Genomic DNA, 26,319 nt, shown 5'->3' with positions numbered 1-26,319 from the left:
AAAACAAGCAATTATTCTGATTAAACCTGCGTACGACCTAAAGAGATAACAACGCGTCGGTTCTTGTCTTTACCAATTGGCGAATTGTTGTCTGCAATCGGACGACGTTTACCATAGCCCTGAACTTGGATACGATCTTCTGGCAAGCCTAAAGATTTGAAGTACTCTCTTAACGATTCCGCTCTGCGCTCTGAAAGGTTTTGGCTAACACCTTTGCTGTCGACAGAATCGGTGTACGTTGCCACCAGCACAAGATCGATGTCTTGGTTATAGCGAACGTAATCGGCGATCTGGCTCAGCCTTTTGCGCGACGACTTGTTCAGCTGATCACTATTACGGTCGTAGTGCAAAATAGTGAAAGAGATATCTTCAAAGCTGTAAGGCAACAGGTTAGCAACACAGTCACTGAACACATTGTATTTTTCTTGGAATAACACCGACGACAGCGACACTTCGATTCGCTGATCTCGGCTCTGCCACTCTTGGTAACTGAATGTCGGGTAGCGCCCTTTCTCCAACTCACTCAAAATCCCCCAAGCTGTTTGACCACCGACGTAGCCATTAAATTGTTGGAAGAACTTAATGGTTGTCATGCGATCAGCACTTTCACCCGGACGCCAAGGTGGCGGCATCGAAATCAAGCTGACATTACGCGTAGCACCCATTGGGCGACGCATTTTAAGCTCAAAGTCCAAAATGATTTTTTTACTCGCGCGAGATGAGAACTCAGCATCACCAAAATTTGGGATAGGGTGAACCAAGCGGCATTCGAGTGGCGTGTTGGCCACCATCTCCCACTTTGACTGTTGAGGAGATGCTCCATAACGCTTTTCTTGTGCCATTACTGGTAACGACATAAGTAGCGAAAATAGCATTGAACCTGTTATGAGTTGTTTCTTCATAAAGTGGAGTATCTCTTAAGCAATTCGTTTAACAATGCAGCCAATTGCCGCATTTTTCTCTCACGTTTAAATATGCAATTATCAAGCCGCAATGGATTAGGTAATTTATGATTTATTGCCCTTCCCTAGTTTTTATCACTGCTATTATCTGCAATAATGCAGCCTTAATCACACTTATTTGGGCTAACATGACTGTAGAAAACGAAGCTCTGACCCTAAAAAAACGCTTTCGTGGCTATTTTCCAGTGGTCATCGACGTGGAAACCGCAGGGTTTAACGCTGAAACCGATGCATTATTAGAAATCTGTGCCATTACATTAAAAATGGATGAGAACGGAGATCTGCACCCTGCATCAACGCTTCATTTTCACATTGAGCCTTTTGAAGGCGCAAATATAGAGCAGGCAGCATTAGACTTTAACGGAATTAAAGACCCATTTAGCCCATTACGTGGTGCTGTGTCGGAACAAGAAGCCCTTAAAGAAATCTACAAGCTAGTGAGAAAAGAACAAAAAGCTTCAGATTGCAGTCGCGCAATCATGGTTGCTCACAACGCTACATTCGATTTGAACTTTGTTAATGCAGCAAGTGAGCGCTGTAAGCTTAAACGCGTCCCTTTCCATCCATTTGCTACTTTTGACACTGCAGCTCTTAGTGGTCTTGCCTACGGTCAAACCGTTTTGGCTAAAGCTTGCCGCACTGCAGGGATGGAATTTGACAACAAAGAAGCACACTCTGCTTTGTATGATACGCAAAAAACCACAGAGTTATTTTGCGGCATTGTAAACAAATGGAAAGCCCTTGGTGGTTGGCCTCTTGTTGACGAAGAATAAAAAATAGAGTCGGTAAACGTTCACTCGTATTGCCTTCATAAAAAACACAACATCCCGAGAATAATATGAATCCTGTTGTAATTTCAGTTTGCATCATGCTTGTTTTAGCTTTGATGCGCGTAAACGTAGTCGTTGCTCTCACGTTCAGCGCAATTATCGGTGGCGTAGCCTCTGGTATGGGCTTGAACGACGCAGTCGCGGCTTTCGAAAGTGGATTAGGTGGCGGTGCAACTATCGCACTTAGCTACGCTATGCTTGGTACATTCGCTGTTGCTATCTCACGTTCTGGTATCACAGACCTGCTTGCTCAAAGCGTCATTAAGCGTATTCACGGTAAAGAGAACAGTGCAGCATCTAATGGTCTAAAATATGGCATCCTAGCGTCTTTGATCCTAGTGACCATGTCTTCGCAAAATGTAATCCCTGTACATATCGCCTTTATCCCAATCTTAATCCCACCTCTATTAGGCGTATTCGCAAAAATGAACCTAGACCGTCGTCTGGTTGCGTGTGTGCTGACTTTTGGTCTGATTACACCTTACATGGTGTTACCGATTGGTTTTGGTGGCATCTTCCTAAACAACATCCTGCTAAAAAACCTTCACGACAACGGTCTTGAAAACGTAGTAGCAAGCCAAGTACCAATGGCGATGTTGTTACCGGCTGCAGGCATGATCTTTGGCCTTCTTACGGCCGTGTTCTTTACTTACCGTAAGCCACGTCAATACAAAGAAACGTCTCATACTGTTGTTTCAACCGAAGTGAAAGAGATCAACAAGAAGCACATCCTAGTGGCTGCTGCTGGTATTGTTGCTGCGCTAACGGTTCAACTATCGACAGGTTCTATGATCATCGGTGCTTTGGCTGGTTTCATGGTATTCACCTTCGGTGGTGTAATCGCTTGGAAAGAGACACACGATGTCTTCACTAAAGGCGTTCACATGATGGCAATGATCGGTTTCATCATGATCGCAGCGGCAGGTTTTGCGGCAGTTATGAAGCAAACAGGTGGCGTTGAATCTCTGGTTGAAGCACTTTCAACCAGCATTGGTGACAACAAACCTCTAGCGGCACTGCTTATGCTAATCGTTGGCCTATTGGTAACAATGGGTATCGGCTCTTCGTTCTCTACGATTCCAATCCTTGCGACTATCTACGTTCCTCTAGCGGCAGCATTTGGTTTCTCACCAATGGCAACGATCGCTTTAGTAGGTACAGCTGCAGCGCTAGGTGATGCGGGCTCTCCTGCTTCTGACTCAACATTAGGTCCAACATCGGGTCTTAATGCTGATGGACAACATGAGCACGTTTGGGAAACCGTTGTACCGACATTCTTACACTACAACATCCCACTGATCGTATTCGGTTGGGTTGCGGCTATGGTTCTGTAATTGGGTTCTTTAGCTAAGAATCGATACGCAATAAACCGTAAGTAGTAAGCTGTAAGCTATAAGCTATAAGCTAAAGAAAGACATTATAAAGACCGCCTCGTGCGGTCTTTTTTGTTCCTGGGATTCATTCCACTCTTCCTTCCTCTCAATGAACCGGCGACGCCAAACAAAAAAGGCTTACTCTGATGAGTAAGCCTTGGAAATAATTTGCATTAATACAGACAACTCTCGCAGAATTATGCAGCGGGAGCGTTGTTCACAAGCACTTCACGAATCGACTTAAGCGTCGCTTCAGTCGACTGGTAATCGAGCTCGACTTCACTAAAGATACCGTTCACTTCAAGCATTAACGTCGGGTAAGAATGTACGCCCATCGCTTCTTTAAAGCCTAACTGGTCATCTAATTCACTTTCCAATAACTTACTGGAAAGATCATTTTCAAACTGTTGTACATTCATCCCTAGCTCTTCAGCTAACTGCAAATGCGTTTCTTGGCTGTGTGGCAACATCGCACGAAGATAGTAAGCGTGTTGAATTGCTTCAAGCATCGCTTCGTAATGGTCTTGAAAACCAGCAGCGATCACGGCACGACAAGCAGGGTAAGTGCTGCGAACTGGTTGGCATTCAGTCCAAAATTCGTGGTTGAACTCAGTACCCAACTTAGCTTCAATCTGCTTCCAGATAGCTTGCAGCTTACCTTTCATCTCTTCTGACATTGGATCTTCAGAATCAGGGGCCAAACCACCGACTACGTAGTTAAACTCAATACTCGCAGGTAGCTGCTGTTTCAAGAGTTCTAATGTTGGCTTATAACCCCAGCACCAACTGCACATTGGGTCATGCACATAATGAAGTTTTACGTCCATTGTTCATTCCTTATCGAGTCTTTCAAACCATTCAAACAAAAAAGGAGCCTCATTAAGGGCCCCTTCCATTCAATATTTAAGCGCAAAGGCTTAAAGCTTACTCAGCGTCGTCGCCAGCTACTTTAGCAGCCGCTTCTTTAACGATTGGCTGAAGTTCGCCTTTTTGGAACATCTCAAGAATGATGTCACAACCACCGATCAGCTCACCGTCAACCCAAAGTTGTGGGAACGTTGGCCATTGTGCGTAAGCTGGAAGCTCTGCACGGATGTCAGGGTTTTGTAGGATATCTACGTAAGCAAATTTTTCACCACATGCCATTAGAGCTTGAGATGCTTGAGAAGAAAAACCACAGCTTGGCAGCTTAGGAGAACCTTTCATGTAAAGTAGAATGGTGTTTTCTTCAATTTGCTGTTTGATTTTATCGATAGTTTCCATTGCTTCCTCGTTAATGGATTACGGCTTTTATTGCCTTTATTCTACCCCAAACCAAAAGAATAAAAACCATATAAAAAAAGTGGTTTACGAGCTAAGCTAACAATTCACACAAAAGTGATGAATTAAGCTTTTAATAAAGTAAAAACTTGCTAAACTATATCGCAAGTCAGCAAATTGACCATGGTTGGCTGTAAAGCGAACCATGAATAATAATATCACTGGAAGCAATCGAAAGAGTTAACTCTTTCATATCAATGGAGAATTGAGCAATGGCATTTGAACTACCGGCTCTTCCTTACGCGAAAGACGCGCTAGAACCACACATCTCAGCAGAAACGCTAGATTTCCACCACGGTAAGCACCACAACACTTACGTTGTTAAGCTAAACGGTCTTATCCCAGGTACTGAGTTTGAAGGCAAAACACTAGAAGAGATCGTTAAGACTTCTACTGGTGGTGTTTTCAATAACGCTGCTCAAATCTGGAACCACACGTTCTACTGGCACTGTCTTGCTCCTAAAGCAGGCGGCGAACCAACTGGCGCTGTTGCAGAAGCTATCAACGCTGCGTTCGGTTCTTTCGAAGAATTCAAAGCGAAATTCACTGATTCAGCAATCAACAACTTCGGTTCTTCTTGGACTTGGTTAGTTAAGAAAGCTGACGGTTCTCTAGACATCGTTAACACTTCTAACGCTGCTACTCCTCTAACAGAAGAAGGTGTTACTCCACTTCTAACTGTTGACCTATGGGAACACGCTTACTACATCGATTTCCGCAATGTTCGCCCTGACTACATGGCTGCATTCTGGAACCTAGTAAACTGGTCTTTCGTAGAAGAGAACCTAGCTAAGTAGTTATTACTTACGCTGCGCTATTTATAGCGAGTTATCTATTGAAAGCTCATGCCTCGGCGTGAGCTTTTTTGTATCTATCGTATTCCACAAAATCTAGACCTTTCTTAGCCTATTAACCTATTAACCTATTAGCCAGTTAGCCAGTTAGCCAAAAGAGCTTACTTATCGACCAACTCCTATCACTCTTCCCCACTCTGCATAAATTCTCTATTTGCCTGTAATTAAACACTAAAGTTTGCCGACTCCATGCCGTTAAAGGTGTATCCAATGAGAGGCAGCATGCAAATACATACTTTAGACAAAGCAGGAATCATCAACGAACTGAAGTTCGGCATCGGGATCAGCCAAGCGGTTGAGCAAGGTCGCCGTGCAGATTTCGCGTTGCTGTTATCTATGTTTTCTAATGACGTTCGTGATTGCACGCCGATTGACACCATTGAAGTCACAGAGACAACTGAAGATCGCCTGCGTAAACACTTCGGCGTGGCAGAACCGCAACAGCTGCGTTCGAACCAATCCTCGTATGAGATTTCAGCTCAGCAATCTAATCATTTTCATCAAGCTAGCCTTGCCAGCGCAAAACTCAGCCATTACTTGAAACCGGAAGCCCTTGCCTTCATGCCTGAAGATACGGCCGACTTACCCGAAGAGGTTTACCAAAACCTTTCTGGTCATGACCGACGTAAATTGGCAAACAAACAAGTACCTGATTTGCCACTTGCCACGCTCTACAATGAACTATCAACTGCCCAACGTCAGTACCAAATTCAAGCTCAAGTATAGCTGCCACCTACCTTTCCTCTCTTTCGCTCTCTATCAACTGCTATTCTTGATTAGTTCGCCGCATTTCAAATTATTCACATGAGTGATATGAACCACCAGCCTTGGGTGAGCGTGAAATACGAGTTGTCGATTACTACTTGAAGTTACTGCGAAATGTGAGCTGCCACTAAGTTCATAAAAACTTATCAATTGGCACGCCTTTGTTTGAACCTCTTCACACCCATTGTATGAAATTTAACCCATCCTTATCCGACATGGACGATTTATTTAGGTGCTGGGATGGAAATAAAAAGCTCAATTATATTGGTGACATCTGCAGGCTCGCGACTCGGAGGGACGATTGCGAACCACTTTGTTAACCTTGGAGCCACAGTCATCCTTTGTGATAAAGACACGGAAGCACTTCAAGCGACCTATTTACAATGTGCTCGTTTTTCTGACTCGGTTTACCACTACACGCTCAAAAGTAATGACAACCAAGCAATTCTCAGTGTGTTTGATTTTATTCAAACCACCTTCAACACTACGCCCGATGTACTGGTCAATAATTGGATAAGCTCTCCGATGCCAAGCCTAATTGGCGATCAGCCTGTCAGTAGCTTTATCAATGATCTTTCCTCTATGGCTACGACTCTTTTCGCATTTGGGCAAATTAGTGCCGAGAGATTACGAGAGGAGGATAAAGAAGGCGTTATTGTGAATGTGATCTCTCACGATGATTTCCATGACGTGTCCGGCTTAGAGAGTGCGAATTCAATGATCACTGGCTTTACCCATAGCTGGGCCAAAGAACTGACTCCATTTGGTATTCGAGTCGGCGGTGTTGTCCCTGCAGTCCATAACTCCGATGGCAAACTCAACCGATGCCACTGGGCTCAGCTGCAAGATGAACTGACCAGAACAACGGAATACATCGTCTCTAATGATTACTTTAGTGGGCGAGTGGTAGCTGCTGAGGTTTAGTTCTTCCCCGATGCCAAGCACATTTGAGCCATTCATTTCTAATCGAGTGACGTAAGTCTAGCCTTTCAAGCCGCGTAGAGCAGGCAGTAAACATAAAAAAAGCCCCAGTCTCTCGACTAGGGCTTTGATCTTTTCCCGATAGATAAGGTTCGTGCTAGCGAAAACTTATCTCAAAACTAATGCTTACTTATTATGCGTTAGCTTTTTCTTTTTTAGCTTTTGCCGCTTTCGCGTCAGCTGGCTTTTGGTCAGCTTTCTTAAGAATCACTGTAGTGCCTTCGAAAGTTTCACCTTCAACGTAAGGAGTACCGAAGTAAGACGTTGTTAGTACTTCTTTTAGCTCAGTGATTAGTGGGTAACGTGGGTTAGCACCTGTACACTGGTCATCGAACGCTTCAACAGCTAGCTCGTCTAGTTTCGCGATAAAGTCAGACTCGTTAACACCCGCAGCTTGGATTGATAGTGGGATGTCTAGGTCGTTCTTAAGCTCTTCTAACCAAGTTAGTAGACGTTCAATCTTCTGAGCAGTACGGTCACCAGCTTGGCTTAGGCCTAGGTGGTCAGCAACTTCAGCGTAACGACGACGTGCTTGTGGGCGGTCGTACTGAGAGAATGCAGTTTGCTTCGTTGGGTTATCGTTCGCGTTGTAACGTACAACGTTTGAGATAAGTAGTGCGTTAGCAAGACCGTGTGGTAGGTGGAACTCAGCACCAATTTTGTGAGCCATTGAGTGACACACACCTAGGAATGCGTTCGCAAAGGCAATACCAGCAATCGTTGCAGCGTTGTGTACTTTCTCACGAGCGATTGGGTCTGCTGAACCGTTTTTGTAGCTTGATGGTAGGTATTCTTTAAGCATCTTAAGAGCTTGTAGAGCTTGACCATCTGAGTATTCGTTCGCAAGAACTGATACGTAAGCTTCAAGAGCGTGAGTTACGGCATCGTAACCACCGAACGCTGTTAGAGACTTAGGCATGTTCATTACTAGGTTAGCATCAACAACAGCCATGTTTGGCGTGATTTCGTAATCCGCTAGTGGGTATTTAGCACCAGTCTTGTCGTCAGTAACAACGGCGAAAGGCGTAACTTCTGAACCCGTACCTGAAGTTGTAGTGATACATACAAGCTCAGCTTTTTTACCCATTTTAGGGAACTTGTAGATACGCTTACGGATATCCATAAAGCGCATTGCAAGTTCTTCGAAGTGAGTTTCTGGGTGCTCGTACATAACCCACATGATCTTAGCAGCATCCATTGGAGAACCGCCACCTAGAGCAAGGATTACGTCAGGTTGGAAGCTCTTCATTGCTTCAGCACCTTTCTCAACAACAGACAATGTTGGATCCGCTTCTACATCGAAGAATACTTGAACTTCAATACCCTGTGCTTTCAGGATTTGTACTACGTCGTCTGCGTAACCGTTGTTGAACAAGAAACGGTCAGTTACTAGGAATGCGCGTTTCTTACCTTCTAGGTCGCTCATTGCGATTGGAAGGCTGCCACGACGGAAGTAGATAGACTTAGGTAGTTTGTGCCACAACATATTTTCAGCTCGCTTCGCTACAGTTTTCTTGTTGATAAGGTGCTTAGGACCTACGTTCTCAGAGATAGAGTTACCACCCCATGAACCACAACCAAGAGTTAGAGAAGGTGCAACGTTGAAGTTGTACAGGTCACCGATACCACCGTGAGTAGTAGGGATGTTGATTAGGATACGAGCCGTCTTCATCTTGTCACCGAAGTAACGAATACGATCTGCGTTTACGTCTTGGTTAGTGTAAAGACCAGACGTGTGACCGATACCACCGATTTCAACCATCGTTACCGCTTGAGCAACAGCGTCTTCGAAATCGTCTGCGCGGAATAGACCTAAAGTTGGAGACAGTTTCTCGTGAGCGAATTCGTCATCGTAAGAAACTTTACCAAGACCTTCACCTACAAGAACTTTAGTATCAGCAGGAACTTTAACACCCGCCATTTCAGCGATTGCTGGAGCAGGTTGACCTACGATCTTAGCGTTTAGGTTACCGTCGATAAGAAGAACTTTACGTACTTTATCTGCGTCAGTTTTAGATAGAACGTGAGCTTTGTGAGAAGCAAAACGCTCTTTAACTTCGTCATATACTTCGCTAACTACGATTGCAGCTTGCTCAGAAGCACATACTACGCCGTTATCGAATGTTTTAGACATAAGAATAGATGCTACAGCACGTTTGATGTCAGCTGTTTCATCGATAACAACAGGAACGTTACCAGCACCAACACCGATAGCAGGCTTACCAGAAGAGTATGCTGCTTTAACCATGCCTGGACCACCAGTAGCTAGGATAAGCGCGATACCGTCGTGCTTCATAAGCGCGTTAGAAAGCTCTACAGATGGTTGGTCGATCCAACCGATGATGTCTTTTGGTGCGCCCGCTTTAACAGCCGCATCTAAAACAAGTTTAGCAGCGTCGTTAGTAGAGTTCTTTGCACGTGGGTGTGGCGAGAAGATGATGCCGTTACGTGTCTTAAGAGAGATTAGAGATTTGAAGATTGCTGTAGAAGTTGGGTTCGTTGTTGGAACGATACCACAGATGATACCTACAGGCTCAGCGATAGTCATTGTGCCTAGGCTGTCATCTTCTTCTAAGATGCCACATGTTTTTTCGTCTTTGTATTTGTTGTAGATAAATTCAGATGCAAAGTGGTTTTTGATAACCTTATCTTCAACAATACCCATTCCAGATTCAGCAACTGCTTGTTGTGCAAGTGGGATACGAGCGTGGTTAGCAGCAAGAGAAGCTGCACGGAAGATTGCGTCTACTTTCTCTTGAGAGAATGTTGCAAACTCTTCTTGTGCTGCTTTAACGCGAGCTACTAGAGCATCAAGTTCCGCTAAGTTAGTTACAGGCATGGTGGATCTCCTAAAATAATAAATATTAAAAACTTTTTATTAAATTCGCTGCTTGCCTTTAACCTTAAACATCAGCGTTCTTAGTAAATTGCTTTCAGGACTGAGTATATTATTTCACTGTGTGAAAAAAATTGACCCAGATCAGTTACCCAAAAAGAATTAACCAGAAAGTAGTAAGGCAATCGCAAAAATTAACTTAAGAGCATGATTTACATAGATTTAAATCACACTTTCCGTTAGCGCAAAAAACAAGCAAACAGACAACTTTTTTCTACATAGCGTCATAAACTGTAAAAAAGTTTCATTTTTAGTCCATTAAATTACATGTATACAGCTATATTCGTGCTACTGAGAGTATATCCATACCGTTGCAGCGGCTAGATTCTGACATAATTTTTATTAAATTCGTGCGATGGTTAACAGTTACTCAATAACAAGTTACAAAATGAAACACTAACAACTAGCTTTCAACAAGGCGAATACAAAAGTGAGATTCAATTAGTTTTTCTAAAAAAAATCCCCTATTTCAGGTTAGTTTTTTTCATTCGTGCAAATTGAGTTTGTCCCTTACATTACGCGCTCTGACTATTCACAGATCAATACTTCAACTTTAAGTACGCTAACTGGAGACCGCTCTCATGCAAGGCTTAGAACTCGCAATTTTTATGCAATTCTTCCTTGGGCTTGTTGCTGCCGTAAACCCTATCGGCATCATGCCTGTTTTTGTTTCTCTTACTGCTCATATGCCGCCAGAAGAGAGGAACAGGACAGCCTTACAAGCAAACATTGCTGTTGCCGTTATCCTGATTGTGTCGCTTGTTGCGGGGCAAATGCTGCTTGATATGTTTAGCATCTCGCTAGATTCATTTCGTGTTGCAGGTGGTTTGCTATTGCTGAGCATCGCATTTTCGATGATGAGCGGTAAGCTAGGTGAAGATAAACAGAACAAACAAGAGAAATCTGAATACATCAGCAAAGAACAAATCGGTGTTGTACCACTGGCTATGCCGCTAATGGCAGGCCCGGGTGCAATCAGCTCGACCATTGTTTATGGTTCTCGCTATCCTGCTGCCATTGATACCGTAGGAATCGGCATTAGTATCATCGCGTTTGCAACGTGCTCTTGGCTTCTGTTCCGTTCAGCGCCGGTTATCGTTCGCTTTTTAGGCCAAACGGGTATCAACGTGATCACTCGTATCATGGGCTTGATTCTTGGTGCATTGGGCATCGAGTTCATCGCCAATGGCCTACGTAACCTGTTCCCAGGTTTGGCATAACGTTTAACGGCATTTCAGTTGCTCTAAAAGGGCAACCACTACTGAACGATAGATGAGGCGAGTAAAGCAATTGGGCTTTCACTCGCCTCGTTATTATGAAGCTTGTATAATGATTGTTAATGCATTTAACAGAAGATGAATCTTTCCTTATGTCACGCAAGCCACTCAAGCATCATTTGTACGTCATTATCTTTGGTACTCACACGCCAGCCGGACGTGCATTTGATATCTCTCTGATCGTTGCAATCTTGGCTTCGCTGTTGGTTCTGATCTTAGAGTCCATCCCTAATGTGATGACCGAATGGTCACAGCAGCTGCGTTATATCGAATACACCTTTACAGCCCTCTTCACTCTTGAGTATTTATTAAGGCTCTATTGCTCTCCGAAACCAAAATCTTATGCCACCAGCTTTTATGGTGTCGTTGACCTATTGGCGATTCTTCCAACCTACCTAGCAATCATCTTCCCAGGCGCTTCATTTATGGGTGTAGTGAGACTGCTGCGTGTCATGCGTATCTTCCGAATTCTAAAACTAGTTCGCTACCTGCAAGATTCCAATATCTTGTTGCGCTCACTGTTGATGGCACGACGAAAGATACTGATCTTCTTCAGTACAGTGGGTATCTTGGTCGTTATCTTCGGCGCTCTGATCTTTGTTATTGAAGGACCAGAAAATGGCTTCACCAGTATTCCCCACAGTATTTATTGGGCAATTGTAACCATCACCACGGTTGGCTACGGTGACATGATCCCCCAAACCGCGTTAGGTAAAGCGATCGCTTCGCTTACCATGCTATTGGGTTACTCTATCCTAGCCGTCCCAACGGGTATCATTACCGCAGAACTCAGTAATGAAATGAACTCACACAAAGAGTTGGTTAAGTGCCCGAACTGCAACCGCGCTGGCCATGATTCGGATGCCATGTATTGCAAACACTGTGCGAGTGAATTGGCAGACCCAGACAAGCGTGTCGTCACCGACGAGAAATAAAAGCAGGCACGAGATTCGAGTAGCGAGATGCGAAGAGATTTAAGGACAGTTTCGAGGGCCGAATAACGAGATATCAATAAACTAAAAAGGGTTGACCTTTATCGTCAACCCTTTCGGTTTATCAGCTAATAGAATTTAAGCAATCTTGCCTATTACGCTTTCTCAGCAAGGATAATGCGCAAAGTACGACGTAGTGGTTCTGCAGCACCCCAAAGTAATTGGTCACCGACAGTGAACGCGTTCAGGAAGTCGTTACCCATAGACATCTTACGCAGACGACCTACTGGTACAGACATAGTACCTGTTACTTTCGCTGGTGTTAGCTCCTGTGCCGTGATGTCACGGTCATTAGGAACCACTTTAACCCAATCATTGTGCGTCGCGATGATCTCTTCGATCTCGTCCATTGGCACGTCTTGCTTAAGCTTGATTGTTAGTGCTTGAGCATGACAACGCATTGCACCGATTCGTACACAAGTACCATCAATCGGGATTGGCTGACCATCTAGGCCAAGAATCTTGTTCGCTTCAACGCCTGCTTTCCATTCTTCTTTGCTTTGACCATTGTCACGCTTCACATCGATCCAAGGGATTAGTGAGCCCGCAAGCGGAGCACCAAATTGGTCTGTTGGGAATGAAGATGAACGAATGGTATCAGCGACTTTTTTATCAATATCAAGGATGGAACTTGAAGGGTTTGCTAGCTCTGAACTTACGCTATCGTTGATCACACCCATTTGTGAGATCAGTTCACGCATGTTCTTAGCACCGGCACCAGAAGCCGCTTGGTAAGTCATGGCACTCATCCACTCGACCATGCCTTTCTCGTAAAGGCCACCCAAAGCCATAAGCATTAAGCTCACAGTACAGTTACCACCAACGAAAGTGTTAGTACCGCCGTGAATGCCTTGCTGAATTTGAGCCAAGTTAACAGGATCAAGAGTGATGATTGAATCAGCGTCCATACGCAGAGTAGAAGCTGCATCAATCCAGTAGCCTTTCCAACCTGCTTGACGCAGTGCTGGGTATACTTTTGATGTGTAATCGCCGCCTTGACAGGTAATCACAGCATCAAGCTGTTTTAGGCTATCAATATCAAAAGCGTCTTGAAGTAGACCCGCATCTTTACCACCTAGAACAGGGGCAGGAATACCAATCTGAGATGTGCTGTAATAAACAGGCTCAATCAAGTCGAAGTCTTTCTCTTCAACCATACGTTGCATTAGTACAGAACCAACCATACCGCGCCAACCAACTAGACCTACTCTCATCGCTCACTCTCCATGTATAAATTAAAAATTGCTCTCCCCCATCTATAAGTTTTTCAGAAACAGAACTCAAGCGCTTTTTGTCAAAAAGTGTAACTTTTTCGTTTCTTTTAAGTGAACGTAATGAATCGTGCAGTTATGTCTGTATCGACATTCAATGTCTACACCATTGTTAAAGCACCCATTATCGTCAAATTCAAACATTTACATCGCCAAAACCGCTTGAATCGACACCCATCACAAACAGTAAATCCCTCTTTTAAACCAAGGTTAATCAGAATTATATTTTACAAAACGAAAACAACGTGCGACAAACCTCAACATGTAACAATCATGAATTTAACAAAATTTCAGATTATGAAACCACAATTGATTGAGTTAACAGTCAAATATCACAACTTGGGCGTATTTTTTCGATATAATAAACTAATTACTGTAGTGTCCGTTTTGCACCACACACTATAACGAAGCACTATAAATGCTCGAATTAACAAGAGGCTTTTATGAAGCAGAGTAAAACTCGCCTACCGAACCTATTACAGGTATTCATCGCGTTAGGACTATTTCTATCCCTTGCTTTTTCCTTTACAGCAAAGCTTGACCTTCCAATTCAACTTGCCTTGTATATTGGTTGGTTCATTATCATGGTTCTTGGTATTCGTCTTGGCCACGAATACAAAGACTTAGAAAAAGCAGCACTCAAAGGAATATCCAATGGCTTAGGCGCGGTTTTAATACTTTTAGCCGTTGGCGCTCTTGTTGGTACTTGGATCTCAGGCGGGATCGTACCTACTATCATTTACTATGGTCTGAAAGCTATCCACCCTTCTATCTTCCTTTTAGCGACCATGATCATCTGTTCTCTAACCGCATTGGCGACCGGTACGTCGTGGGGTGCTGCGGGTACTGCAGGCATCGCGATGATGGGTATTGGCCAAGGCTTAGGTGTTCCAGCACCAATTACAGCGGGTGCGGTACTATCAGGCTGTTACTTCGGTGACAAGATGTCTCCACTTTCTGATTCAGTGATTCTGGCTTCTTCAATGTCTGGTGTCGAAGTGGTTGAACACATCAAAGGCATGCTGCCTGTTGCGCTAATCAGCTACATTATTACCGGCATCATGTTTACTGCGTTTGGTTTCCACTACGCAGGTAATGTTGACATGAGCCAAGTAGATTCTGTCATCAAAGCAATGGAAGTTCAGTTCTACATCACGCCTTACTCATTCGTTCCAGTACTTATCGTGCTTGGCCTGTTGGCTTTCCGCATGCCTTCATTCCCAGTCATTAGCTTTGGTTCTCTGCTTGGTATTATCTGGGCAGTCATGATCCAAGAGATCGATTTCCTAACGGCATTCAACACTGCTTGGGCACCGTTCTCTATATCATCTGGCGTAGAATTCATTGATTCAATTCTTAACCGTGGTGGCATGTCTTCAATGCTTGGTTCGGTCGCGGTTATCGTATTTGGTCTAGGTTTTGGTGGCTTACTGGATAAAGTGGGCGTACTAGAGACAATTGCTAAAGTGTTCGAGCGCCGTGTAAACAGCGCAGGTTCTCTAGCAACGAGCACAATTGGTACGGCTTTCATGGGTAACGTGTTCGGTTCTGCGATGTACGTATCGTTAATCCTTACGCCAAAAATCTGTGCGAAGAACTACGACCGTTTGGGCTACAAACGTAAGAACCTTTCTCGTAACGCTGAGTTTGGTGGCACGTTAACGTCAGGTATGGTTCCTTGGAGTGATAACGGTATCTACATGGCGAGTATTCTAGGCGTTGCAACGCTATCTTACGCACCGTTCATGTGGCTAAGCTTCATCTGTATCATCGTGACTATAGTGACCTCTTACATGGGGTGGTTCGTTGATAAGTGTGAACCAACAGCACCAGCCGTTGAAACTGAAGAAGCGGCAGAGCTTACTAAGCAGCAAGCATAAGTTAATGCCTCAGAGCTTTAGAAAGTAAGTACAAAAACGTTAATGATATAAATGCAAAAAGAGCGCCCTAGAGCGCTCTTTTTTTGATCTACTGGTTTATCTATTTATCTATTTATCTATTTATCTATTTATCTATTTATGGTTCGCTTACCCAACCAGTAACCGATGCCTAACGGTGCAAAGAACACCACTAAGATAAACAGGATGAAGTAGATAATCACACTTTTGATTAACTCCATCAGCTTATCAATCGCCAGTACCACCACCTCTTGAGATACGCGGTCAAGGTCTTGCGTAAACAACTCCCTTTCTGAAGTCACGATACCTGCAATCTCAATGCGCTCTTTCGCAATCATCTCTACCAGAGCTTCTCTTTCACGTGTCACCATTTTTTCTAACGCCACACGCTCTTCAGTGAGCATCGCTAATTTCTGGTCTGTCTTGTCGCTAAGATCGTTGAGTAGAGGCTGCATTTCTGTCGACATAATAGAAGCCAGTGTTTGCATGTACTCAGGGTTGTTCTCGATGAAGTCTTGCATGCTTGCTGACGTTTGACGAAGACTTTCTAATGTCATAGACAGGTCTTCACCCGTTAGCGAGCTGTTTAACGCAACCAGCTCCGCTTTCCAAGACATTAGTTTAGGCGTCTGGTCAGCCATCAAACTTAAACGATCGGATGCGTCACTCATTGCTTCTGGCATGGTGCCTAAGCTCTGGACAATTTGCGACTCGTCTTTACCTAGATAGTTCAGCCATTCACGGTAAGCGGGGGTGATTCTGAATGTGAGGTCTTTAAATGGGTGGCTAGCAGCAAACTGCGCAACGAACACTTTGCTGTTCTTGAAATCACTCGAGCTCAATACACCCTTTGCCAGTTTTTCTGCTTCTTGATCAAGAAAACGAGCAGTCTCTACCGCATGATCCGTCGCGAACAGATCCGCACCATCGCCTTGGCGATAAAACTGATTCATTTGGGCAGTGAACACCCACGAGTCGATTAAGGCAGACATCGGTGAAGTTTGATAAGCCGCTTGCTGTAAGCCCTGCTCCGCATGGATCTTCCAAAGCAAGACATAAGATTGATGTAAGGTGTCATCAGCAGGGTAAGATTGAGCAATGAGATCGGCAGAGTCTTCTACTCGCATAAAAAACATCTTGGCGTATTCACGCGTCATGATTCGAGCATTCAGCTCTTGTTGAGTGAGAGGCGTCGTCTGAGTATCTAACTTAACTTCTAATAGAGAACAACCACTTAGCGCAATACTAAGCACCAACACCATCCAACGTCGACTCGAAAATCTTAACATGTAAACCTCTGACAAAGACTAAGGGCGCGGATTGTATGAGCACTTCGTCAGAGTATTGTCAAAATTCCTACAAAAGTTAACGCTGCTTATCTAAATATTCAAACGCAGCATCTATAGAGGCTTTTATTGCCGCCTCTAGTTCTTCTAAATCGTGTTCACTGATCGCTCTCGACTGTTTCATTGTCATTTCAATAGTTGCTGCAATGATCGCTAATCGAGACGCTTTGATACTGCCTGCCACACCTTTTAAGCTATGTACAATACGAGCAGCAGAGGTTTCATCTTTAGTGAGAAGAGATTTGAACTTCGTGTAATCATCAGCGTGATCTTGTACAAAGACGCCAAGTAGCAATTCGACAGACTCAGCATCACCATCAAGCGTTTCTAGCATGTCTTCAATATCAATCGCAGGCTTTGAATCAGTGACACTTGCAATGTGTTTCTCTGCCACTGGAGCTTCCTCTGTGTTCTGCTGAACAATTTCCTGGCTTGCTACGTTAATGCCCTCTTGAGCTTGAAGGTCGGAATGTTTGCTCGTTGGCGTAATCTTCAATACGGAAGGGTCATTAGTTGGTTGTCTCACCGCAGAGAGAGCATTTTCCTTACTTGAATCGGCTAATGGTTCACGACTCAGTTCTTTGTCTGTTTGTTGAATCAATTTTCTCGATCTAACGCCCCACAACACTAGTGTGATCATCGTTACCAAGCTTAAACCTAGCATCACTAGCAATAGGTTAAACTGACGGTCATGGAACTCAGCTTCAAGTTTAATGATCTGTTCGTTCACCGAGTTTTTCTTGATTTTATCGACTAAATAATTGAGCTGAGCGTAATCACTCAACAACGCTGAGGCATCAGCCAATAACTGTTGCAGTGCGTCTTGCTCTTCAGTTTTTAATGAATATGATTTTTCTAGAATGGAATCAAACGCACGATAAGTCGCTGACGAGCTTTGATTGTCAGAATACATCGCTTCAAAAACAACAACGCCGAATTCATTGAGTAGCGGTTTTAGTTTAGGGGAAAGCTCTTTATCAGCGCGCAGTATCTTAATATTGTCAACGATGTCTTGAACCTGGCTTTCTATCGGGATGAACTCATCAAACTTTTCTAGGAACTGATCGGCTACGTAAAGCAGTTGATTCGCATCAGGACGAAACAAGGCGTGTTGAAAATCAGATTCAATCTGCAGTCGGATCGAATAAACCAACTGAGCATCAAGTGCTAACTCATTGATACGAGAGACTCGCAGCGGCTCAGAGAAATAAAGCGATTGCCTCAATTCATTGACGCGAATACCGAGTTCTTCAATTTGAGCAAGAGAATTGGTGTAGGAACGGCTTAGATTAAGGAGAGCCAATGAAGGAAGTAGCCACAGAGCCAAGAGCACAACCAAGAAAGTGGCCGGTTTTTTAAAGCGTTTGGGCTTTGCTACTGATTGTTCCATCTATATTCCTTGTGCGTGTTAACTTGAAGCCATGACACTTGCTAAAAGACTAAGCACAAAACAAGCGACAACATCTTGCTGCCGCTTTTACTCATTAACTTCGGACTATGACTTATTGCGAGTCAGTTGGTCACGTAAGTTCGGTGGAGTGCCTTTAATCGTTAGCGTGTCTGTCTCCGGATCGTAAAAGATACGTTCGCCTAGAAGCAGACTATCAAAACTAACATTCAAACCGCCACCAGCACCAACAAATTTTGTTAGTTTACGCATAGTTGCGCGATCAGCGGGGAAACTGTCTTCTAACTCGTAGCCTTGCTCACTAGTATAGTCAAAGAAGCTTGTACCATCAGTGCTTGCTGGCAGTTCTCCAGAAAGTTCACGAACTTGAACTTCATCGCCCGCTTTTAGCTGTTCGTTACAGTAATCCGCAACCTGCTTTTTATAGCTGATCGCTTCTTCTTTTTCTAACTTAGAGTCTGAAACGAAATCTTCTACCGCTTGCATCAGTACTTGGTTTTGCTGTTTCGCATCCAAACCGACTTCAGCTTGTAAGAAATCTAAGAAGAAATCCGCGACTTTACGGCCAACACGTCCTTTAATGTAAGTTAAGTAACGGTTTGACTCTTTGTCTGTGTCGTATGTTGAAAGGTCAAGGCGCGCCACAATATCCATCTTTGAGATATCAAGGTAATCAGTCGCACTGATGTCTAACCCTTCAGTCACTTTCAAACTTTGGTTCGAAGGCAGTAAACCGATGAAAAGGTAGTCTGTCGCCAGTGATTGGTATTCAGCGAGTACCAAAGTGCCTTCGTCAGCAAATGGGTATTTCGATAACTCATCTTTTAGACGTAGCGCACTTTTTTGAGAGAAATCATAGAAACTTTGCTCTCCCGCTCGAAATTCATGCAACGACTGCTGGAATTCGCTGTCGGATTTGAAAGAACCAAACCCTTTACCTGCTTTTGAATTAAAAACACGGTGAAGTTCAGCAACTAGGCTTTCAGATGAAGCATCGTTCTCTAGAGATTCAGCACGATAGTTAACAATCAGTTCATCCTGATCGTTCTTGCTCAGCTGGTGTAAAATTACGTTGGAAAGGTGAAGGCTCATAGTGAAAATATTACCGTTCAGGTTTCAGTTGTCGTGCATAGTAGGTTATCATAAGCCGCTTTTACTATCATTATTAGAGTCCTTATGCCGATTATATCTAAATACACAGATGATCAAGTTGAAAAAATCCTAGCTGAAGTAGGTGCTGTACTCACTAAGCACAAAGCTTCACCAGAACTTTCACTGATGATCGCTGGAAATATCGCAACCAATGTCTTAAATCAGAATGTTGCTGCTTCACAACGCAAAGGAATTGCTGAAAAATTTGCCGAAGCTTTAATCTCTTCTCTTGAAGATAAAAAGTCTCACTAAATTTGATTGACGGATAAAAGAATTATAAATGGTAGACAGCGCAAACTCATATAGCGATCGCGTATCTCGACTTGTTGGTTGGGGTCACTGGTTTGCATTTTTCAACATCATTGCTGCGATGTTGATTGGTACTCGTTATATTACTCAATCTGCTTGGCCAGAAACCCTATTGGGTCAATTTTATTTGGCTGCATCTTGGGTTGGTCATTTCGGGTTTTTAGTATTCGCGCTTTATCTATTAGTGCTGTTTCCGCTCACTTTTATTCTTCCGTCGAGGAAGTTATTACGTTTGGTTGCCGTTTGCTTTGCAACCATAGGTTTAACTGTCCTACTGATTGATACCCAAACGTATCAAAATATAAACCTCCACCTGACACCTGTCGTGTGGGAGGTTTTATTCAGTGGAGAGGAGTCTGCATTCACATCTGATTTGCAACACCTCTTCATTGTTATGCCGCTTATCTTCTTATTACAGCTAGGTCTGTCTGAGTGGGTTTGGCGTAAGCAACGTAAACTGTCTCATAAACACATTGGCCGTCCGATTACTGCCGTCTTCTTCTTGTGTTTCATCAGCAGCCACTTGACTTACATGTGGGCTGATGCGTATTTCTACAACCCAATTACTAGCCAGAAAGCGAACTTCCCACTGTCATACCCAATGACAGCGAAAAGCTTTATGGAAAAACATGGTCTGTTAGACCGTGAAGAGTATCTACAGCGTTTAGAAGCAAACAAAGAGAACGTAAACTTAGTTAGCTACCCGCTCGAAAAAATTCAATACAACCGCCGCAGTGATGATCTTAATATCCTGATGGTGAGTGTAAACAACCTTCGCTCTGATGCACTTAATGCCACAGCGATGCCAAACAGCTATGCCTACGCACAACAATCGATCAACTTCACCAATCACTACAGTTCAAGTAACGACATGTTTGGTATCTTCGGTTTGTTCTATGGCCTTCCAAGCAGCTATGCAAGCAGCATCGAAGCTCAAGGTTCAAGTGCAGTACTATTGGACGTTTTAGATAATCACAATTATAAGTTTGCGGCTTTCAGTGGCGACAACTTTGACGATGCACTTTACTCGGAAATCATCTTCCGAGGCCGTGATGTTATGCCAGAGCAAGCAACTTATGATGACAAAAGCGCGATACAAGCTTGGTCTAACTGGATTCAATCACCACAAGCCAAACGTCCTTGGTTTAACTTCATTGAGCTGACCACGCTGGATAACTTCTCTAGCTACGATTCAAGTTCAGAGTCAGACTCAACGTTAACGACAGCAGAACGTTTTGCTGCAGACTATCAAAAGTCTGCTCAAGCAGCCGATGCTCAGCTAGCAACAATCTACGCTGAACTGGAACGCTTAGAGCTAACCGACAACACGGTGGTTATCATTACCTCTAATCACGGTAGCGAGTTTAACGAAACTAAGACCAACAGCTGGGGCGCAAACTCCAACTACAGTCGTTATCAGTTACAAGTACCACTATTTATCAGCTGGCCTGGTAAGTCTGCTTCTGAATATACTCACCGTTCTAGTCATTTAGACGTGTCCGTAACGTTGATGCAAGAGCTATTGGGCGTATCTTCAAACCCAACAGATTTCAGTAGCGGTCGCAGCCTGTTTAATGAGCGTAAAAGAAAGTGGATTCTCGCGGGTGACTCACGTGAACTTGCCCTTGTTACCGACCAACAAACCACTGTGTTAGATAAATTTGGTAACTACAAGTTGTATGACCAAAACTACAAACGCCTAAAAGATGTAAGCCCTCGCTTACCTGTGTTGATGCAAGGCTTGACTGAGCTACAGCGTTTCTACACAAAAAATGACTAAATAGTCATCAAACAGAAAAGGGAAGCTAATGGCTTCCCTTTTTTATTGCCGCTAATGACTAGAAAACAAGCAACCAAACAAGATTATGATAATTAAGGGTTTACAAGGCAGTCTCCCCCTTATATTATTCACGCCAATGGAGGGATGGCTGAGTGGTCGAAAGCACCGGTCTTGAAAACCGGCAACCGTTAATAGCGGTTCTAGGGTTCAAATCCCTATCCCTCCACCACATTAAAGAAAGCCGCTGAGAAATCAGCGGCTTTTTTGCGTCTAGCGTAAAGTGAATCGAATCTAAAGTTTAATATTCAACTATTCCCCAAAGACAGATTGTTTGGTTCATTCTGAACAGTTTAAAGCCCTGTTACGACTCTATAGCTGTTTGAATATCACTGGCTAGCTCAATTTATATTCTCTCCGCACTCCAGTCATCGATACATACCTTAGACCAAACTTATCTGCACAGCGCGTTCATTCAATATGACTAGACGGTGGTGCATGCCAATCGGGTACAGTTACTCGCTAGAGAGTCAGAATTCACTGCAGGCTCGAATAGTGTTTAGGCTTGTTTCAGGCACTCATCATAAATCCATAAAAATAAAAAAAATCCAGAGGCTTCATCTAAGTCTCTGGATTTCTAAATTTGGCTTGAGCGCTACTTTAATTAAGCGTTTTCTTGCTTAGTCTCTTGCTGCTCTGCTTGTTTCTTTTGTTCAGCTTCATTTGCTTTTTCTTCGTGGTTTGAACCACCACATCCGCCACAACAGCTCATAATCATACTCTCTTTGATTGTGTTTAAGTCATTCACTGCAGACATAATATTAAAGATGTATTTTAAATGCAACTTTAAAGTCATCAATATTGAACATTCGCAACTTGTAGTAATTTAAGCTTTTGGTTTTATTAAAATTGGTAAGTACAACACAACGAAACAACTGTACGCGACAACCCACAGAGCACTGGATAAGGTAATGATATAAACAATATTATGGGTAAAGTACCCGCCAAACACTCGTACAAAAAAGGCAAAAACAATGGCGATTAACGCCGCAGTCATTATTTTACCAATCGCGATAGTTCGACCGGTATGTCCTAGAGAGACACGTGAGATCATTGATAAGATCATCACTCCCATTCCACCAACGGTTAAGGCATGAATCGCTTGTGATTGCGTGACCAATGGTGAAATGATCGAAACGCCATACAAGACCAATCCTAACGAAATGGCCCAGTAGCTTAAGTGTAAAGACCACACGAGAGGAGTCTTAAAAGCAACCCATATTTTCCACCTTACTGCCCTAATCGCATTTGCCAAGCCACTGGCAATAAACACGAAAGCAACGAGACTTTGTGGAACTGGAAGTATCTGAAAGCTCAACACAACGGCGAAAATCGTGCTCACGATGCTCAGCTTTTCAAGCCATGGTAATGCAGGGGTTCGTGGTGTCTGTGTGCCATTAGCGGTAAACATAGGAAAAACTCGTCCACCCATAATGCACATGACTAGAGTCACCAACAGCACCATACTTGTGCTAGCTTGTGAAATTAAGAGTGGCTGCTGAAATAGAACACCATAGTGCATCGCAGCATTGGCAAAGGTCATAAGCAGCAGAATAGGAATGAACAACAGATTTCGCCAAAGCTTCACACTGACAATATTGTGGGCAAGATAAATTACAGCGATCGGTAAAAACAGTAAATCGAGTCCAGCCACCAACCAAGGGCTTAGAACCTCAGGTAGGAACATGGCTATTCTCGCACACAACCATAGAGCCAGAAGTATCATTAACCCGCGTCCGTTAATACTGCGGACACCCGTCCAATTTTGTACGGCCGTCAGTAAAAAACCAACCACGACAGTGGCTGCAAAGCCAAACAACATTTCATGAATATGCCACCACATTGCACCGCCATAAACATTTAAGGTTGTACTGCCATTCCAAAAAGCAGCCCAACCAACTAATGCAGCAATACTAAAAAGTGATGCAAACAAAAAAAATGGTCGAAACGCGAGTTCGAAAAATGCCGCCATTGAAACGCCATTGTTGGGGTTTTGATTTAAATCTTTCATCATCGTAAACCTAGTGAGTAAACAAAACTTGCTTACTTTTAAATAACTTCAACCGCCAATAGTTGCCCTAGCTTGTAGCTGTGCCCTTCGCCGAGGAGATCTTGCAAGCTATAAGCGTCTAAGCTTTTGTAAAAACACTCTTGAGCTTCAGCAAAGATAGTTTTCAATTGGCAATTTGGTGTAATGACACAGCTATTATCCTCGCCAAAACATTCAACCAAGTTACGTTTGTCTTCTAACTCTCGAACTAACGTACCTATGTTGATCTGACTTGGATGACAACTGAGTTTCAAACCACCATTTTTTCCTCTTGTGGCGATCAGATGTCCTTTGAGGTTGAGTTGCTGAACGATCTTCATTAAATGGTTTTTAGAAATACCATAACTGTTAGCAATGTCGCCGATGGTGCTAAGAGATTGGTTGTTGATCGCTAAATAGATCAGAACTCGTAGGGAATAATCAGTGTAACGTGTGATATGCATGGTGGGATATTTCACTCTATAAGATGCATTCATTATGAATCTTATAGACAGCAAAGGCAAGTTAACCCTAATGAGGAATGGTGGCTACACACCAAAAGCCAAGGCTTCGGTCCTAATTACGTTCCTCACATCAGTTGTATTCGATCCTTTCTCCATTTTCCTTCCTCAAATGATACCTACCCCCCGAAGTCGAAACGATCAGGAAGATTCTTCGATGTATTTTCACTCTAACCATATAAAAATGCACAAACTTGTTCATAAAAAAAGCAGTCAGTTGATAAGGGTATTTACAAGCCAAAGCCAGCCTTATATTATACGCGCCATTGGAGGGATGGCTGAGTGGTCGAAAGCACCGGTCTTGAAAACCGGCAACCGTTAATAGCGGTTCTAGGGTTCAAATCCCTATCCCTCCACCACATTAAAAAAAGCCGCTGAGAAATCAGCGGCTTTTTTGTATCTGGAGATCACACAAGCTCACCGCTCAACTGCTAACAGCAAATGCGGCCTTCAATAACTGCATGTGAATTGGAACCAGATCTTGGTGCTGAGTTCGATATCCGCCACCGACTACGCATGCCATCGGAATAGACTCTGATTTCGCTAATTCAACCATGAAACAGTCGCGTTCAAATATCCCTTTTGTCGAAACATTCAAGTAACCCAATTCATCGTCTTGATGGATATCGATCCCAGCATCATAAATAATCAGATCAGGTTGATGGTGAGCAATCGCTAACTTAGTGACTTGTTCAAAACAACGCAGAAACTCTTTATCTTCTGTTTCACGACTTAACGGCACATCTAAATCAGATAGCGGTTTTCGTGCAGGGAAGTTTTTGTCGCAGTGGAACGACAAAGTAATGATGTCGTCATTCTCTTGGCAAAGAGTTGCTGTGCCATCGCCATGATGAACATCGCTGTCGACGATAAGCACTTTATCGATATGTTCAAAGGTCAGCGCATGTTTTGCCGCTAACACCAGATCGTTCAACAAACAAAAGCCACTACCAAAATCATAGTGTGCGTGATGATAACCACCACTCAAATGAATCGCTAAACCACTCTCTATTGCCATTTCAGCGGCCAAGCAGGTTCCACCACTTGAGTAGAGTGTTCTCTCAATAAGTTGTTTACTCCACGGGAACCCGATGCGTCTCATTTTCGCCGCGGGCAAATTACCAGAAACAAGCAAATCCACATACTCACTATCGTGAACCTGTTTTACCTGTTCAACCGAAACCGGCGTTGGTTGGAAGATTTCAAACTGGCTCTTCCATAGAGGATCGCTATCCATTAACGCTTCAACAGCACTGTGTAACAACTGATATTTGTTGATTGGGTAACGATGACCTTCTGGTAAAGGTAACTGCGAATAGATTGGGTGGTAAATTAAAGGAATCATAATCAGGTTAATTGCGTATCTTTCTCAAAATCATAACAGTCTCAGCCTAGGCGACAACCTTAATTAATGATAATAGTTATCATTATCTAAACTTTCAAAAAGAGACAGCTATGAAAAACCTAATACTCATCTTTGGGGTGATCTGCGGCTCAATGGCAGCAGTAATGATTTTTATAGGTATGCTAATGGCCAGTTGGTGGAGCGTTGATTTTCTCGTGTTAAGCCATCAAACTTAACTAATTGAACTGAAAAGGAATCACCATGAGCGTAATTTTTATTACTGGAGCGAACCGCGGCATTGGCTTAAGCCTGACTCAGCAGTACTTAAAAGGTAACCACAAGGTGTACGCGACTTATCGTGATGCCTCCTCCGCAGAAGCACTTCTGTCATTGGCGAAAAACAACACCAACTTGACCTGCATTCAATTAGAGATAACCGATTACCAAGCAGTAGGCCAACTCCCTTCGCAAATGGAGCCGATTGATATCTTGATCAACAACGCTGGCTACTATGGTCCTAAAGGCTATGGTCTGGGTAATACCGATGTCGAAGAGTGGCGCCGCGTATTCGAAGTCAACACTATTGCCCCACTGAAGCTTGTCGAAGCGCTATTACCTCTACTAGAAGACAGCGATATCAAAAAGGTCGCTTGCCTGTCCTCTAGAGTCGGTAGCATGACCGAGAACACCTCGGGAGGCGGCTACATCTATCGCTCCTCCAAAGCCGCTCTAAACTCCGTTGTAAAAAGCCTAAGTAACGACTTAACCGATAATGGCGTTACCGTGTTAGCTCTGCATCCAGGTTGGGTACAGACCGAAATGGGTGGGCCAAACGCTCTCATCGACACCGACACTTCGGCTTCAGGTCTTATCAAAGTCATCGAGTCCGCGAATACTGAAGTAAGTGGTCACTTCTTCAATTTCGATGGCAGTGAAATAGACTGGTAACCCGC

General features: G+C 43.5%; 23 protein-coding genes and 2 tRNA genes. 13 read left to right on the top strand and 12 right to left on the bottom strand.

Annotated elements, in window-relative coordinates:
• Window positions 1-20 precede the first annotated feature (20 nt).
• The gene (locus L3V35_RS13660) at window positions 21-902 is read right to left on the bottom strand and encodes an OmpA family protein (protein ID WP_237300057.1); all 882 of its coding nucleotides are present in this window, start codon (window positions 900-902) and stop codon (window positions 21-23) included.
• A 188-nt stretch (window positions 903-1,090) separates the two neighbouring features.
• Between L3V35_RS13660 and rnt the strand changes: the two genes are divergently transcribed.
• Both rnt and L3V35_RS13650 read left to right on the top strand, forming a co-directional pair.
• Entirely contained in the window at window positions 1,091-1,735 is a 645-nt protein-coding gene (rnt, locus tag L3V35_RS13655; RefSeq protein ID WP_017061178.1) for a ribonuclease T, read from the top strand.
• A 65-nt stretch (window positions 1,736-1,800) separates the two neighbouring features.
• On the top strand, window positions 1,801-3,126 hold the full coding sequence (locus L3V35_RS13650) for a Na+/H+ antiporter family protein (protein ID WP_017079305.1): 1,326 nt from the start codon (window positions 1,801-1,803) through the stop codon (window positions 3,124-3,126).
• A gap of 236 nt (window positions 3,127-3,362) precedes the next feature.
• Here L3V35_RS13650 and L3V35_RS13645 read toward each other — a convergent pair whose 3' ends face one another.
• Window positions 3,363-3,992 carry a DsbA family protein gene (locus tag L3V35_RS13645; RefSeq protein ID WP_054547231.1) on the bottom strand — a complete coding sequence of 210 codons (630 nt, stop codon included), beginning with the start codon at window positions 3,990-3,992 and terminating at the stop codon, window positions 3,363-3,365.
• A gap of 97 nt (window positions 3,993-4,089) precedes the next feature.
• Window positions 4,090-4,428 carry a Grx4 family monothiol glutaredoxin gene (locus tag L3V35_RS13640; protein WP_017076187.1) on the bottom strand — a complete coding sequence of 113 codons (339 nt, stop codon included), beginning with the start codon at window positions 4,426-4,428 and terminating at the stop codon, window positions 4,090-4,092.
• 269 nt (window positions 4,429-4,697) lie between these two features.
• On the opposite strand from L3V35_RS13640, the gene sodB reads away from it, so the two are divergent.
• The 3 genes from sodB to L3V35_RS13625 all read left to right on the top strand — a co-directional run bounded on the left by sodB (window position 4,698) and on the right by L3V35_RS13625 (window position 7,028).
• On the top strand, window positions 4,698-5,282 hold the full coding sequence (sodB, locus tag L3V35_RS13635) for a superoxide dismutase [Fe] (RefSeq protein WP_004734050.1): 585 nt from the start codon (window positions 4,698-4,700) through the stop codon (window positions 5,280-5,282).
• 279 nt (window positions 5,283-5,561) lie between these two features.
• Window positions 5,562-6,065 carry a VC2046/SO_2500 family protein gene (locus L3V35_RS13630; protein WP_004734051.1) on the top strand — a complete coding sequence of 168 codons (504 nt, stop codon included), beginning with the start codon at window positions 5,562-5,564 and terminating at the stop codon, window positions 6,063-6,065.
• Window positions 6,066-6,344: 279 nt separating this feature from the next.
• Window positions 6,345-7,028, top strand: a complete 684-nt coding sequence (locus tag L3V35_RS13625; RefSeq protein ID WP_054547229.1) for an SDR family oxidoreductase — start codon at window positions 6,345-6,347, stop codon at window positions 7,026-7,028.
• 190 nt (window positions 7,029-7,218) lie between these two features.
• Here the strand turns inward: L3V35_RS13625 and adhE are convergent, their stop codons facing one another.
• Window positions 7,219-9,924, bottom strand: a complete 2,706-nt coding sequence (gene adhE / locus L3V35_RS13620; RefSeq protein WP_054547228.1) for a bifunctional acetaldehyde-CoA/alcohol dehydrogenase — start codon at window positions 9,922-9,924, stop codon at window positions 7,219-7,221.
• Between the two features lie 638 nt (window positions 9,925-10,562).
• Here adhE and L3V35_RS13615 point away from each other — a divergent pair.
• The gene (locus tag L3V35_RS13615; protein ID WP_004734056.1) at window positions 10,563-11,201 is read left to right on the top strand and encodes a YchE family NAAT transporter; all 639 of its coding nucleotides are present in this window, start codon (window positions 10,563-10,565) and stop codon (window positions 11,199-11,201) included.
• Window positions 11,202-11,350: 149 nt separating this feature from the next.
• Window positions 11,351-12,193: an ion transporter gene (locus L3V35_RS13610; RefSeq protein ID WP_026012221.1), complete on the top strand. Its 843-nt coding sequence runs from the start codon at window positions 11,351-11,353 to the stop codon at window positions 12,191-12,193.
• 152 nt (window positions 12,194-12,345) lie between these two features.
• Here the strand turns inward: L3V35_RS13610 and asd are convergent, their stop codons facing one another.
• Window positions 12,346-13,464 carry an aspartate-semialdehyde dehydrogenase gene (gene asd / locus L3V35_RS13605; RefSeq protein ID WP_171310760.1) on the bottom strand — a complete coding sequence of 373 codons (1,119 nt, stop codon included), beginning with the start codon at window positions 13,462-13,464 and terminating at the stop codon, window positions 12,346-12,348.
• 500 nt (window positions 13,465-13,964) lie between these two features.
• On the opposite strand from asd, the gene nhaC reads away from it, so the two are divergent.
• The gene (gene nhaC / locus L3V35_RS13600) at window positions 13,965-15,401 is read left to right on the top strand and encodes a Na+/H+ antiporter NhaC (protein WP_017079531.1); all 1,437 of its coding nucleotides are present in this window, start codon (window positions 13,965-13,967) and stop codon (window positions 15,399-15,401) included.
• 128 nt (window positions 15,402-15,529) lie between these two features.
• Here nhaC and L3V35_RS13595 read toward each other — a convergent pair whose 3' ends face one another.
• The 3 genes from L3V35_RS13595 to yejK form a co-directional block, all read right to left on the bottom strand.
• The gene (locus tag L3V35_RS13595) at window positions 15,530-16,708 is read right to left on the bottom strand and encodes a chemotaxis protein (protein ID WP_237300055.1); all 1,179 of its coding nucleotides are present in this window, start codon (window positions 16,706-16,708) and stop codon (window positions 15,530-15,532) included.
• A 76-nt stretch (window positions 16,709-16,784) separates the two neighbouring features.
• Window positions 16,785-18,155: an Hpt domain-containing protein gene (locus L3V35_RS13590; RefSeq protein ID WP_237300053.1), complete on the bottom strand. Its 1,371-nt coding sequence runs from the start codon at window positions 18,153-18,155 to the stop codon at window positions 16,785-16,787.
• 105 nt (window positions 18,156-18,260) lie between these two features.
• Window positions 18,261-19,265 carry a nucleoid-associated protein YejK gene (gene yejK, locus L3V35_RS13585; RefSeq protein ID WP_017079528.1) on the bottom strand — a complete coding sequence of 335 codons (1,005 nt, stop codon included), beginning with the start codon at window positions 19,263-19,265 and terminating at the stop codon, window positions 18,261-18,263.
• An 84-nt stretch (window positions 19,266-19,349) separates the two neighbouring features.
• On the opposite strand from yejK, the gene L3V35_RS13580 reads away from it, so the two are divergent.
• The 3 genes from L3V35_RS13580 to L3V35_RS13570 all read left to right on the top strand — a co-directional run bounded on the left by L3V35_RS13580 (window position 19,350) and on the right by L3V35_RS13570 (window position 21,643).
• Complete coding sequence (locus L3V35_RS13580; RefSeq protein ID WP_004734063.1) at window positions 19,350-19,577, top strand: YejL family protein; 228 nt, start codon at window positions 19,350-19,352, stop codon at window positions 19,575-19,577.
• Window positions 19,578-19,605: 28 nt separating this feature from the next.
• Window positions 19,606-21,414: a DUF3413 domain-containing protein gene (locus L3V35_RS13575; protein ID WP_114633828.1), complete on the top strand. Its 1,809-nt coding sequence runs from the start codon at window positions 19,606-19,608 to the stop codon at window positions 21,412-21,414.
• Between the two features lie 138 nt (window positions 21,415-21,552).
• Window positions 21,553-21,643 (top strand) — tRNA-Ser (locus L3V35_RS13570).
• A gap of 432 nt (window positions 21,644-22,075) precedes the next feature.
• On the opposite strand, the gene L3V35_RS13565 is transcribed toward L3V35_RS13570, so the two are convergent.
• Genes L3V35_RS13565 through L3V35_RS13555 form a run of 3 tightly spaced genes read right to left on the bottom strand, consistent with a single transcriptional unit; the run spans window position 22,076 to window position 23,964 of the window.
• Window positions 22,076-22,267, bottom strand: coding sequence for a hypothetical protein (locus L3V35_RS13565; protein WP_065204961.1), 192 nt, complete (start codon window positions 22,265-22,267; stop codon window positions 22,076-22,078).
• Window positions 22,268-22,297: 30 nt separating this feature from the next.
• Window positions 22,298-23,482 carry an NnrS family protein gene (locus tag L3V35_RS13560; protein ID WP_065204962.1) on the bottom strand — a complete coding sequence of 395 codons (1,185 nt, stop codon included), beginning with the start codon at window positions 23,480-23,482 and terminating at the stop codon, window positions 22,298-22,300.
• A gap of 38 nt (window positions 23,483-23,520) precedes the next feature.
• Window positions 23,521-23,964: an Rrf2 family transcriptional regulator gene (locus tag L3V35_RS13555; RefSeq protein WP_004734067.1), complete on the bottom strand. Its 444-nt coding sequence runs from the start codon at window positions 23,962-23,964 to the stop codon at window positions 23,521-23,523.
• 325 nt (window positions 23,965-24,289) lie between these two features.
• On the opposite strand from L3V35_RS13555, the gene L3V35_RS13550 reads away from it, so the two are divergent.
• Window positions 24,290-24,380: transfer RNA gene (locus L3V35_RS13550), tRNA-Ser, on the top strand.
• Between the two features lie 65 nt (window positions 24,381-24,445).
• Here L3V35_RS13550 and L3V35_RS13545 read toward each other — a convergent pair.
• Window positions 24,446-25,366 carry a histone deacetylase gene (locus tag L3V35_RS13545; protein WP_237300049.1) on the bottom strand — a complete coding sequence of 307 codons (921 nt, stop codon included), beginning with the start codon at window positions 25,364-25,366 and terminating at the stop codon, window positions 24,446-24,448.
• Between the two features lie 261 nt (window positions 25,367-25,627).
• On the opposite strand from L3V35_RS13545, the gene L3V35_RS13540 reads away from it, so the two are divergent.
• Complete coding sequence (locus L3V35_RS13540; RefSeq protein ID WP_237300048.1) at window positions 25,628-26,314, top strand: SDR family oxidoreductase; 687 nt, start codon at window positions 25,628-25,630, stop codon at window positions 26,312-26,314.
• The last annotated feature ends 5 nt before the right edge of the window (window positions 26,315-26,319 follow it).

Origin of the sequence: Vibrio sp. L5-1 (assembly GCF_021728315.1) — a bacterium.
Taxonomy (GTDB): domain Bacteria; phylum Pseudomonadota; class Gammaproteobacteria; order Enterobacterales; family Vibrionaceae; genus Vibrio; species Vibrio splendidus_K.
Note: the sequence above shows the minus strand (reverse complement) of the source record. Positions and strands in the feature narration are given on the sequence as shown.